At 65.3% G+C, this 12,194-nt stretch carries 12 protein-coding genes; 11 read left to right on the top strand and 1 reads right to left on the bottom strand.

Annotation, left to right across the window (positions count from 1 at the left end):
* The first annotated feature begins 8 nt into the window (after positions 1-8).
* From E3T43_RS06195 to E3T43_RS06160, 8 genes are all read left to right on the top strand, one after another.
* Positions 9-707 carry a YggS family pyridoxal phosphate-dependent enzyme gene (locus E3T43_RS06195; RefSeq protein ID WP_134471708.1) on the top strand — a complete coding sequence of 233 codons (699 nt, stop codon included), beginning with the start codon at positions 9-11 and terminating at the stop codon, positions 705-707.
* Between the two features lie 32 nt (positions 708-739).
* The gene (locus E3T43_RS06190; RefSeq protein ID WP_134443108.1) at positions 740-1,273 is read left to right on the top strand and encodes a cell division protein SepF; all 534 of its coding nucleotides are present in this window, start codon (positions 740-742) and stop codon (positions 1,271-1,273) included.
* Positions 1,274-1,281: 8 nt separating this feature from the next.
* Positions 1,282-1,575, top strand: coding sequence for a YggT family protein (locus E3T43_RS06185; protein ID WP_241977903.1), 294 nt, complete (start codon positions 1,282-1,284; stop codon positions 1,573-1,575).
* A 190-nt stretch (positions 1,576-1,765) separates the two neighbouring features.
* Positions 1,766-2,386, top strand: coding sequence for a DivIVA domain-containing protein (locus E3T43_RS06180; protein ID WP_134443107.1), 621 nt, complete (start codon positions 1,766-1,768; stop codon positions 2,384-2,386).
* Entirely contained in the window at positions 2,376-3,011 is a 636-nt protein-coding gene (lspA, locus tag E3T43_RS06175; protein WP_134443106.1) for a signal peptidase II, read from the top strand. Before E3T43_RS06180 ends, lspA begins: the two co-directional genes overlap by 11 nt.
* Complete coding sequence (locus E3T43_RS06170; RefSeq protein WP_092450518.1) at positions 3,008-3,940, top strand: RluA family pseudouridine synthase; 933 nt, start codon at positions 3,008-3,010, stop codon at positions 3,938-3,940. Before lspA ends, E3T43_RS06170 begins: the two co-directional genes overlap by 4 nt.
* A gap of 142 nt (positions 3,941-4,082) precedes the next feature.
* On the top strand, positions 4,083-7,550 hold the full coding sequence (gene dnaE / locus E3T43_RS06165) for a DNA polymerase III subunit alpha (RefSeq protein WP_241978852.1): 3,468 nt from the start codon (positions 4,083-4,085) through the stop codon (positions 7,548-7,550).
* A 53-nt stretch (positions 7,551-7,603) separates the two neighbouring features.
* Positions 7,604-8,386, top strand: coding sequence for a 1-acyl-sn-glycerol-3-phosphate acyltransferase (locus tag E3T43_RS06160; protein WP_134471706.1), 783 nt, complete (start codon positions 7,604-7,606; stop codon positions 8,384-8,386).
* A gap of 80 nt (positions 8,387-8,466) precedes the next feature.
* Here E3T43_RS06160 and E3T43_RS06155 read toward each other — a convergent pair whose 3' ends face one another.
* The gene (locus E3T43_RS06155; RefSeq protein ID WP_134443103.1) at positions 8,467-9,036 is read right to left on the bottom strand and encodes a flavin reductase family protein; all 570 of its coding nucleotides are present in this window, start codon (positions 9,034-9,036) and stop codon (positions 8,467-8,469) included.
* A 121-nt stretch (positions 9,037-9,157) separates the two neighbouring features.
* On the opposite strand from E3T43_RS06155, the gene hisD reads away from it, so the two are divergent.
* From hisD to E3T43_RS06140, 3 genes are all read left to right on the top strand, one after another.
* The gene (gene hisD / locus E3T43_RS06150) at positions 9,158-10,468 is read left to right on the top strand and encodes a histidinol dehydrogenase (protein WP_092450509.1); all 1,311 of its coding nucleotides are present in this window, start codon (positions 9,158-9,160) and stop codon (positions 10,466-10,468) included.
* An 80-nt stretch (positions 10,469-10,548) separates the two neighbouring features.
* Positions 10,549-11,091, top strand: coding sequence for a transcriptional regulator NrdR (gene nrdR / locus E3T43_RS06145; protein ID WP_134443102.1), 543 nt, complete (start codon positions 10,549-10,551; stop codon positions 11,089-11,091).
* Positions 11,092-11,110: 19 nt separating this feature from the next.
* Positions 11,111-12,148 carry a quinone-dependent dihydroorotate dehydrogenase gene (locus E3T43_RS06140; RefSeq protein ID WP_134443101.1) on the top strand — a complete coding sequence of 346 codons (1,038 nt, stop codon included), beginning with the start codon at positions 11,111-11,113 and terminating at the stop codon, positions 12,146-12,148.
* The last annotated feature ends 46 nt before the right edge of the window (positions 12,149-12,194 follow it).

Genomic DNA, 12,194 nt, shown 5'->3' with positions numbered 1-12,194 from the left:
CGAACATCATGAGCATGGTATCTCTAGGCGCGGCACCGGTCGATCTGGCCACCCGTCTCGAAACCGTGCGCTCTGGTGTGACCGACGCCGCCCGCGAGGCCGGTCGCGATGCGGCCGAGGTCACGACGATCGTCGTCACCAAGTTTCATCCGGTGTCGCTGATCGAAGCGTTGTACGCCCTCGGGGTGCGCCACGTGGGGGAGAATCGACACCAGGAGGCGCAGTCCAAGGCCGCTGAGCTCGCCGAGCTCTGCCTGACCTGGCATTTTGTCGGACAGGTGCAGGGCAAGAAGGCGCGCCAGGTGCGCGCCTACGCCGACGTCATCCACTCGGTTGATCGGGACTCGCTCGTGGCCGCACTCGCGTCGGGGGAATCGACCATCGATTGCTTCATTCAGGTCAATTTAACGGATGATGCGGCTCGCGGCGGCGTGGATCCCGCGAACCTGCCGGCCCTGGTCGACACCGTTCTCGCCGCGCCCGGCGTGCACCTGCTGGGGCTCATGGCCGTTGCGCCGCTGGCGGAGGAACCACGCCGCGCGTTTGCGCGCGTGCGCGAGCTCAGTGAGCAGATTCGCAGCCAGGCCCCCGCGGCCACGGCGCTGTCGATGGGTATGAGCCAGGACTACGCCGCTGCCGTGCTCGAAGGGGCGACACACCTAAGAATTGGCACCGCAATCACCGGTAATCGTCCGGCGTTCAGTTAATCTCGAAGAAGCAAACCAACACGGAGGTCGACATGTCCAACCCGCTCAAGAAAACCATGGTCTACCTGGGTCTGGCAGACGAAGAGCTGGAGTACCAGGTGCCCGCCGGCGCCCAAGGTGCTGCCAACACGAACCACGTGAGCGCGGTGCCGGCCCGTGGGCACGACAACACGCCCCACGGTACCGCCGCGCACTCCAGCGCAGCCCAGAACACCGCCGGTCGTGCACCGGTCACCCCCCTGCGCAAGACTTCGACCCCCCAGAATGTGGTTGCGTCCGAAATGAATGAAATTCTCACCGTTCACCCGCGCGCTTACAAGGACGCCCAGGTCATCGCCGAATCCTTCCGTGACGGCATCCCAGTCATTATCAACCTGTCGCAGATGAGCGACGGCGACGCTCGCCGCCTCATTGACTTTGCCAGCGGCCTGTCTCAGGGACTGTACGGCAAGATCGAGCGGGTCACCGCCAAGGTCTTCCTGCTGTCGCCGTCCCACGTCGTCGTCTCCGGCGACAGCACGACCGAAGAGGGCGCTGAGGACAGTTCCTTCTTCGCGCAAGGCTAAACTGAACTGTGACTGGTATACCGATTCTCGGGAATCTCTTCTACTTCCTGTTCTTTATGTACTTCCTCGTGCTGTGGGGTCGATTCATCATTGACCTCGTGCGCGGCGTGAATCGTTCGTGGCGGCCGCAGGGCTTCTTGCTCGTGCTGGTGGAGCTCGTCTACACGCTGACCGATCCGCCGGTGCAGTTCTTTCGAAAACTGGTACCGCCGCTTCGGATCGGTCCCATCGCGTTGGATTTCGGTTTCACACTGACGATGCTGTGCTGCATCGTGGGCATGTCTCTGTCGGGCTTACTGTAAATAGCCCCACCGGGGCATGTATCCTTGTCCGATGATGGTTCGCCGTGAGCCCATACTCGCTCGTCGGCAGCTCGGGTCGTTCCTAGGACCCAGTCATTCAACTGCTCAAGTCATTCATAGGCTCGCAGCAATCAATTGCTCGAGTAAGTCAAATGTTCGCAACAAATATTAGTTTTGAGGGTGAAAAGCCATGGCGCTAACTCCGGAAGATGTAGTCAATAAAAGGTTCCAGTCGACCAAGTTCCGCGAGGGATACGACCAGGATGAGGTCGATGACTTCCTCGATGAGGTCGTCGTTGAACTGCGTCGCCTGACCAAGGAAAACGAAGAACTGCGCGGCGGGGCCGGCTCCGAAGCTGCCCCCGCAGCCGAGTCCGCTCCGGTCGCGGCAGTGGTCGCCGAACCGGTTGCCGTCGCTGCGCCCGTGGCCGCGGCTGCGCCGATCGTACCGACGCCGATCGACGAGACCGCCGGCACGACCAACCTGCTGCAGCTGGCTCGCCGCCTGCACGAGGAACACGTCAAGGAAGGCGCCGAGAAGCGCGATGCCCTGATCGCTGAAGGTCACGCCACCGCCGCTCGCGTCATCGCCGAAGCCGAGATACAGCAGCGCGTTCAGCTGCAGAAGCTCGACCTGGAGCGCACGGCGCTCGAGGGCAAGATCGATGGCCTTCGCACGTTCGAGCGCGAGTACCGCCTCAAGCTCAAGAGCTACATCGAGGGTCAGTTGAACGACCTCGACGCGAGCTCGGTCGACTCGCCGTCGTCCGACTCGAGCTCGAAGCCCAGCTTCCAGGGCTTTGGAGCCTAGGGCCCGAACGAAGAAGCGTTCGCGAGCGCTTATCGTTCTAGCCCTCGTCGCGCTCGGCGTTTACGCGCTCGATCAAATCAGTAAGTATCTCGTCGTCGCGTCGATGACGGAGGGCTCCGTCATCCGGGTTCTGAACGATGTGCTGCAACTGCACTTCGTTCGGAACCCGGGTGCCGCGTTCTCCCTCGCAAGCGGATCCACCTGGATCTTTTCGATCATCGCCGCGGCCGTCGTGGTGTTCATTATCTGGTTCGCCCGGCGCATCCGCTCGCTCGCCTGGGGACTCGTCTTCGGCCTGCTGCTGGGCGGTGTGCTCGGCAACCTGACCGATCGCCTGCTGCGCGAGCCCGGTTTCGGACTCGGCCACGTCATCGACTTCATCTCAACGCCCTGGATGCTGCCGGCGATCTACAACGTGGCCGACATGGCCATCGTGACCAGCATGGCCATCTTCATGATCCTGACCATCCGCGGCATCGGCCTCGATGGCAACAAGGTCGTGGCCGAAAGCAAGAAGACCGTGTCAACCTTGAAACAAACGGATGCTTTGACTCCAGAAACACCCACCACCGCACCAACCGCAGCTGCACCGGCCGAAACACCGACCACCGAGCCGCGCCCATGACCGGCAGCTCGGAGAGTCGCTCCCTGCCCCTGCCCGACGGGCTGGAGGGCGTGCGCGTTGACGCCGGTCTGGCCAAGCTGTTCGGATTCTCCCGCAGCTTCGCCGCCGAGGTCTCCGAAGCCGGCGGCGTCGTGGTCGACGGCACCGTTGTCGGCAAGTCCGACCGGCTGCGAGCCGGAGCCTGGATCGAAGTCACCTGGCAGCCCAAGCAGCCGCTGCGCATCATCCCCATCGCTGTACCAGACCTGACGATCGTGCACGACGACGAGAGCATCGTCGTCATCAATAAGCCCGCCGGGGTCGCCGCGCACGCGAGCGTCGGCTGGACCGGGCCGACCGTTCCGGGCGCCCTCGCGGCGGCTGGATTCCGCATCGCGACCTCCGGCGCGGCCGAACGCGCCGGCATCGTGCACCGCCTCGACGTCGGCACCAGCGGACTCATGGTCGTGGCCAAGTCTGAGACGGCCTACACGGCGCTCAAGAAGGCCTTCCACGACCGCGAGGTGCAGAAGATCTACCACACCGTCGTGCAGGGTCATCCCGACCCGCTGACCGGAACGATCGACGCCCCGATCGGTCGCCACCCGCGGTCGGACTGGAAGTTCGCGGTCATGGCCGATGGCAAGCCGTCGATCACCCACTACGAGACTCTCGAAGCTTTCCCATACGGTTCTCTGCTCGAGGTACACCTGGAGACGGGGCGCACCCACCAGATTCGGGTGCACATGACGGCCCAGCGGCATCCGTGTGTCGGCGACGCCATGTACGGCGCCGATCCATCGATCACCGCCCGGCTCGGCCTGAAACGGCAATGGCTGCACGCCAAGCAGCTGGCTTTCACCCACCCGGACAGTCACGAATGGGTCACCTACAACGCCGACTACCCGGCCGACCTCTCGCACGCCCTCGGCGTGCTGCGCGGAGATTAGCCGCAGCCTCCGCTAGCCCAGAATCAAGCGAGGCGATCGACCCCATCGAACACCGTTCCATCAACTGCTCGGAGCAATCGTGAGTAACCCGGCCAGCGCGACCGACTCGTTCGTGCATCTGCACGTGCACAGTGAATATTCCATGCTCGACGGAGCGGCCCGGGTGAAACCCCTGATCAAGGCTGCCGTCGACGAGGGGATGCCGGCGGTCGCGATCACCGACCACGGCAACGTGTTCGGTGCATTCGACTTCTGGAAGAGCGCGACCGATGCCGGCATTAAGCCGATCATCGGCACCGAGGCGTACATCACGCCCGGCACCGATCGGCGGGACAAGACCCGGGTGCGCTGGGGCACGAGCGGCCAAAACCGGGACGACGTCGGTGGCGCCGGCTCGTACACCCACATGACGCTGCTCTCCGAAAACACCGAGGGCATGCACAACCTGTTCCGACTCTCGTCGAAGGCGAGCCTCGAGGGCTACTACTTCAAACCGCGCATGGACCGCGAGCTGCTCAGCCAGTTCTCCAAGGGCCTGATCGGCACCACCGGCTGCGTCGGTGGCGAGGTTCAGACCCGGCTGCGCCTCGGCCAGTATGAGGAGGCCAAGAAGGCCGCCGGTGACTTTCAGGACATCTTCGGCAAAGAGAATTTCTTCTGCGAGATCATGGACCACGGCATCGACATCGAACGCCGCACCATGACCGACCTGCTCAAGCTGGCCAAGGAACTTGACCTTCCGCTGCTGGCCACCAACGACTTGCACTACACCCACGCGCACGATGCGACCGCCCACGCAGCGCTGCTCTGCGTACAGTCGGCATCCACTTTGGACGACCCGAACCGGTTCAAGTTCGACTCCAATGAGTTCTACCTGAAGACCGCGGCGCAGATGCGGCATATGTTTCGGGACCACCCCGAATCCTGCGACAACACGCTGCTCATCGCCGAGCGCTGCGAGGTGGAATTCAACACCAAAGCCAACTACATGCCCCGCTTTCCCTGCCCGGAGGGCGAGAACGAGGAAAGCTGGTTCATCAAGGAGAACGAGATCGGGCTGGCCAAACGCTACCCGAAGGGCATCCCCGATGACGTGCGTAAGCGCGCGGACTACGAAATCGGCATCATCGTGCAGATGGGCTTTCCCGGCTACTTTCTTGTCGTCGCCGACTTCATCATGTGGTCCAAGCAGCAGGGGATCCGCGTCGGTCCCGGTCGCGGCTCGGGCGCCGGCTCGATGGTCGCCTACGCGATGGGCATCACCGACCTCGACCCGCTCGTGCACGGACTCATCTTCGAACGGTTCCTCAACCCCGACCGCGTCTCCATGCCCGACTTCGACGTCGACTTCGACGAGCGTCGCCGCGGTGAGGTCATCAAGTACGTCACCGAGAAGTACGGCGAGGAACGCGTCGCCCAGATCGTCACCTACGGCACGATCAAGGCCAAGCAGGCCCTGAAAGACGCCTCGCGCGTGCTCGGCTTTCCGTTCGGAATGGGCGACAAGCTCACCAAGGCCATGCCGCCGGCCATTATGGGCAAGGACGTGCCGCTGACCGGCATGTTCGATAAGGACCACCCGCGCTACCGCGAAGCGGCTGATTTTCGGGCCGTGATCGACAGCGATCCAGAGGCCCGCACCGTCTTCGACACCGCGCTCGGCCTGGAAAACCTCAAACGCCAGTGGGGCGTGCACGCGGCCGGCGTGATCATGTCGAGCGACCCCCTGATCGACATTATTCCGATCATGAAGCGTGAAGCGGATGGCCAGGTCGTCACGCAGTTTGATTACCCGGCTTCCGAAGCCCTCGGACTGATCAAGATGGACTTTTTGGGGCTGCGCAACCTCACCATTATCGACGACACCCTCGACAATATCGCTGTGAACCGCGGCCACCGGCCCGTGCTCGAAGACCTCGGCCTCGAAGACCCCGCCGCCTACGAACTGCTCGCCCGCGGCGACACGCTCGGTGTGTTCCAGCTCGACGGCGGCCCGATGCGGGCCCTGTTGCGGCTCATGAAACCCGACAACTTCGAGGACATCTCGGCCGTCATCGCGCTGTACCGCCCGGGGCCCATGGGCGCCAACTCGCACACCAACTACGCGCTGCGCAAAACCGGCGTGCAGGAGATCATCCCGATTCACAAGGAGCTCGAAGAGCCCCTCAAGGACGTCATCGGCACCACCTACGGCCTGATCGTGTACCAGGAGCAGGTTATGTCGATCGCGCAGGTGCTCGCCGGCTTCACGCTCGGTGAAGCCGACCTGTTGCGCCGGGCCATGGGTAAGAAGAAGAAGTCCGAGCTGGACAAACAGTTCGAGGGCTTCTCCAAGGGCATGCAGGACCGCGGCTATTCGATGGATGCCGTCACCACGGTCTGGAATATTCTGCTGCCGTTCTCCGACTATGCCTTCAACAAGGCGCACTCGGCCGCGTACGGCGTGCTCTCCTATTGGACCGCCTACCTCAAGGCCGTCTACCCGGCCGAGTACATGGCGGCCCTGCTCACGAGCGTCGGCGACTCCCGGGACAAGCTCGCGCTGTACCTCAACGAGTGCCGCCGCATGGGCATCCAGGTGCTAGCGCCCGACGTGAACGAGTCGATCGGATTCTTTGCGGCGGTGGGTACGGACATCCGTTTTGGTCTGGGTGCTGTGCGTAACGTCGGTTTCAACGTTGTGGAGGCCATTCGCGGCGCCCGCGAGGAGAAGGGGCGCTTCGAATCGTTTCACGACTTTCTACGCAAGGTGCCGCTGCCGGTGGCCAATAAGCGCACGATTGAATCATTGGTCAAGGCCGGGGCGTTCGACTCGCTCGGCGCCACCCGTCGGGGCATGGTCGAGATTCACGAGTCGGCCGTCGAGTCGGCCGTCAAGATCAAGCGTGAAGAGAGCAACGGCAATATCGGGTTTGACTTTGACAGCCTGTTCGACGAACCACAGGACACCGAACAGGTGCCAGACCGGCCGGAGTGGAGCAAGAAAGAGAAACTCGCCTACGAACGTGACATGCTCGGACTGTACGTGTCCGACCATCCCCTCGCCGGGCTGGAGATACCGCTCGCCAAGCACGCCAGCACCACGATCGCCGACCTGATCGCGTCGGAGTCGACCGAGGACGGCGACACGGTGACCGTGGCTGGCCTGATTACGAGCGTGCAGCATCGCATCGCGAAGAAGTCGGGCAACCAGTACGGCATGATTCAGGTCGAGGACTTCGGCGGCGAGATCACCGCCATGTTCATGGGCAAGGCCTATCTGGAGTTCGCGCCGGAGCTGATCAGCGATTCGGTCGTCGTGGTGCGCGGTCGGGTAAGCCTGCGCGACGACGGGATGAACCTGCACGCCTTCAGCGTGTTCCAGCCCGAACTCGGCCAAGGTTCGGACCAGAGCATGGTCGCGATCACGGTGGGGGAGGCGCGGGCGACGACCGACACGGTGAGCGCGCTCGGCGAGATTCTCCAGCGCCACGCCGGCGACGCCGAGGTGCGCCTCAAACTGGTCAAGGGTGATGTGGCGCGGGTGTTCGAGTTGCCGCACCGGGTGAAGGTGAGCGCGGACCTGTTCGGCGAGCTGAAGAGCATCCTCGGGCCCAACTGCCTGACCTGACCCGGTTCACTGGGCTGCAGATGACTGACAGGATGCCCGCTTAGGCTGGATACATGCACAAGCGAGAGCCGATCTACTCGACCGCTATCAGCGCCGGACGCGCCCTGTTCGGCGTGCTCCGGGTACGCCAGAACGTGACCGGGCTGGAGCAACTGCCCGCCACCGGCGGCGCCGTGCTCGCGATCACCCACTTCGGCTACCTGGACTTCGCCCTGGTCGAGTGGGTCACCTGGCTGCACAATCGCCGACACATCCGCTTCATGGCCAAGAAGGGCGCCTTCGACCAGCCGCTGGTCGGGCGGCTGCTGCGTGGCATGAAGCACATTTCCGTGGATATGGAGAGCGGCGGCGAGGCTTACGGGCAGGCCGTGACCGCGCTTCGCGAAGGCGAACTGCTTGGCGTGTTTCCCGAGGGCGGCGTCAACGCCTCGTTCACCGTGCGCCAGCTGAAGACCGGCGCGGTGCGCATGGCCCAGGCCGCGAACGTACCGATCATCCCGGTGGCCGTGTGGGGTGGTCATCGCCTGATGACCAAGAACCACCGCTCGACGCTGCGGCAACGTGTCGGCGTTCCGGTCAGCATCCGCTTCGGCACGCCGTTTCAAACGGATGCTGCCGGCCAGGACGATGACGCAGCGGTCGCCACCCTTCGGCTCCACGCTGCCCTGCAGTCCCTGGTCGATGCCCTGCAGTCGGAGTATGCGGTGCCGGGCTCTGGCCAGTGGTGGCAGCCCGCGCACCTCGGCGGAACCGCGCCGACCCCGGCCGAGGCCGCGATTGTCGAAGCCGAACGTCGTCGTCGCAAAGCCGCCGCAAAGTTAGCCGCCCAGAAGTAGCCGCGCGGCTCGACCAGGCCCGGACCAAGGGTGCCCGCGCTGGCGGGCACGGCCGCTACCCACAGGGAACCACGGCAGCTTTAGACGGCGGCGCCCGGTACCCGGTAGGTTCGCTCGTGGTAGAGCAGGGCCTCATCGTCGGTGCCCATGCCGCCGCCCTCGATCTGCACCACCACCACGGCGTTATTGTGCACCGATACCCGTTCGACAATCCGGCCGATCATCCAGCTGGTCACCCCGGTCAACACGGGAAGCCCATAGGGCCCCGGCTCCCAGTGATCACCGACGAAGCGTTCGGCATGTGGGCCGGCCAGTTTCTCGGCAATCGCCCGGTTCTGGGCCCCGAGCATGTGGATGACCACGCGCTCGGCCACAGCAATCGCAGCCCAGGAGCTGGCCGACCGGGCCATATTGAAGGTCGCCAGCGGCGGAACGGCCGAGAGTGAGGCGAGGGAGGTGGCGGTGAAGCCGACCGGACTACCGTCGGGCGCGAGCGTCGTGACTGCGGCGACCCCGGCGGCATGACGGCGGAACGCGTGCTTGAACGCCGCCAGGTCATCGGGAGCATTCGGGTCAGCTGCAAGCGGCGGGCCGGCGGGCAGAGTAATAGCGGCTTCACTAATGACTTGGGGTTCAACGTTGCTTTGCATACTCAACCAACAATCTGTTTCACCTTCAGCCTATTCCCGGGCACGGAGTGTCACGGCGTGTTCGGCAGTCCGAGCGGCTGCGCCGGTCGGCGCGCAGCGTTCACGGATAGGCTGGGACACGATGATCCAGACTATTGACCTTCGCGGCACAGAGCCGACCCCCGCCGACCTCCTGGCGTCCGTACCCCGCGCGCTGACCAGTGTCGCCGTCGCCGCCGATATCGCCGCCGAGCTCATTGCCGACGTGCGCGAGCGCGGCGAGGCTGCCCTGCTCGACCAGGCTGAACGTCTCGACCGGGTGCGCCCCGAGCAGGTGCGCGTTCCGGCCAGCCACATTGCCGACGCCATCGCCGGGCTCGACCCGGCCGTGCGCACCGCCATCACCGAGACCATCCGCCGGGTTCGCCTGGCCAGCGCCGCCCAGGTGCCCCCGCACGTGACTACCACGATCGAGGCCGGCGCCACCGTCACACAACGCTGGCAGCCGGTGAACCGGGTCGGCCTCTACGTCCCCGGCGGCAAGGCGGTCTATCCGTCCAGCGTCGTGATGAACGTCGTACCGGCGCAGGTCTCCGGCGTGCGCTCGATCGCGCTCGCATCGCCGCCGCAAAGCCACTTCGACGGCCGCGTGCACCCGACCATCCTCGCCGTAGCCTCGCTCCTCGGCGTCGATGAGATCTACGCCATGGGCGGCGCGGGCGCGATCGGCGCCCTCGCCTACGGCGTCGAAGACATCGGCCTCGACCCGGTGCAGATCGTCACCGGACCGGGCAACGTCTACGTTGCCGCCGCCAAACGCCTCATTCGCGGCCAGGCTGGGATCGATTCCGAAGCTGGCCCCACCGATATTCTCGTGATAGCGGATGCCGCCGCCGACCCGCTGCTCGTCGCCGCCGACCTGGTCAGCCAAGCCGAGCACGACGAGCTCGCCGCGGCGGTGCTCGTGACCGACTCGTTTGACCTCGCCGAGGCCGTGGCGGCGCGCCTCGCCGTGCTGGCAGCATCCACTACCCACAGCGAACGGGTTCGTGCTGCGCTCGGCGGCCGCCAGTCGGCGATCGTGCTCGTCGACAACCTGCAGATCGCGGCCGCGTTCAGCAATGCCTTCGGGCCGGAACACCTCGAAATTCAGACCGGCGACCCCGATGCCGTGCTGGCCGAGATTGAAAACGCCGGAGCAATCTTTCTTGGCCCGTATTCGCCGGTCAGCCTCGGCGACTACGTCGCCGGATCCAACCACGTGCTGCCCACCGGGGGACAGGCCCGGTTCTCCTCCGCACTCGGCGCCTACACGTTTCTCCGGCCGCAGCAGGTCGTTCGCTACAGCCGCGAAGCCTTGCAGGGCGTCGCCGGTCACATTGCGGCGCTCTCCAACGCCGAGGCGCTCCCCGCGCACGGCGACGCCGTGACCGCGCGGTTCGCTCCCCAGTAGGCCCCGTCGCGCGAGAGCGGCCTGCTCTCGCGGAGCAGCGGAGCAGCGGGGGATGCCGGGACCGGTAGACTGGCAGCACAATGTTTTGCCCGTTCTGTCGCCACCCCGATTCCCGAGTCATCGACTCGCGCACGAGCGACGACGGCCTCTCGATTCGTCGTCGTCGTCAGTGCCCCGAATGCGGTCGCCGCTTCAGTACCACCGAAACAGCGAGCCTGAACATTATCAAGCGCAGCGGCGTGGTCGAGCCGTTCAGCCGCGAGAAGATCGTCACCGGCGTTCGCAAGGCCTGCCAAGGCCGACCGGTCACCGACTCCGACCTGGCCATGCTGGCCCAGAAGGTTGAAGAGACGATTCGGCAGACCGGAGCGGCACAGATCGAGGCCAACGACATCGGGCTGGCCATCCTCCCGCCGCTACGCGACCTCGACGAGGTCGCGTACTTGCGCTTCGCGAGTGTGTATCAGAGCTTTGATTCTCTCGACGACTTCGAAAGCGCCATCGAGCAGCTGCGCACGGAGCACAAGGCCGCTCAGGCCAGCAAACGAGCGCAACCAGCGGATGCTGCCGGCGCCGCGGCCGCGTCAGCGGAGTCCACGTCCACCAGTTCCACTAAACCGTAGGTGTAAGGTCCAGGGCGCGATGTATCCACTTTTCTTCAAATTCGTGCTCACCAGGATGGACCCCGAGCGCGCCCACCACCTCGCGTTCATCGTCATCCGTCACCTGCCGAGCCTCGGAATCGGCCGCCTCGTGCACCGTTTCACCCGGCCGCGCACCGACCTCGGCGTCGACACCCTCGGCCTGCACTTCGACTCACCGTTCGGCGTCGCCGCTGGGTTCGACAAAGACGGCGAGGCCGTCATCGGACTCGGCCAGCTCGGATTCGGGCACGTCGAGGTCGGCACCCTCACCGCGCTCGCCCAGCCCGGCAACCCGACCCCGCGACTCTTTCGGTTGGTGGCCGACCGCGCCGTCATTAACCGCATGGGCTTCAACAACCACGGCGCCGCGGCCGCTGTCGATCGACTCGCTCGCGTGCGTGCCGTGCCGGGGCGCCCCGTGCTCGGCATCAACATCGGCAAGAGCCGTGTCACCGCCGTCGAGAATGCGACGGCCGACTACCTACAGAGCGCTAAAACCCTCGCCGCTCTCGCCGACTATCTCGTCGTCAACGTGAGCTCGCCCAACACTCCAGGCCTGCGCGGCCTGCAAGAGCTTGACCAGCTCGCCCCGCTGCTGATGGCGGTCAAACAGGCTGCCGGCGATACCCCGCTACTTGTGAAGATCGCCCCCGATCTGGCGGATGCCGAGGTGGCCCGCATCGCCACCCTCGCCGTCGAACTGGGCCTCGACGGAATCATCGCCACCAACACCACGATCTCCCGCACCGGCCTGAAAACGGATGCGGCGACCGTCGACGCAGCCGGAGCCGGCGGCCTGTCTGGCGCCCCGCTGGGGGCCCGCTCCCTCGCCATCCTGCACCAGATTCGCGCTGTCGTGCCGGCCGGGTTCTGTGTCATCTCGGTTGGCGGCGTCGACACGGCAGCCCAGGTCGCCGAGCGTCTCGCCGCCGGAGCCACCCTCGTGCAGGGCTACACCGCGTTCCTCTACCGCGGTCCGCTCTGGGCTCGCCAGATCAACCGCGGCCTCGACCGCCTGCTGGCGCCGACGGGCTGAGCGGCCGGGCCGGGCCAGTGCGGCGTAGAACCGGGCTAGCGGAGGC

The sequence above is a fragment of the Cryobacterium sp. Hh7 genome (assembly GCF_004403155.1).
GTDB classification, from domain to species: domain Bacteria; phylum Actinomycetota; class Actinomycetes; order Actinomycetales; family Microbacteriaceae; genus Cryobacterium; species Cryobacterium levicorallinum.
This window is presented reverse-complemented; position numbering and strand designations above follow the sequence as displayed.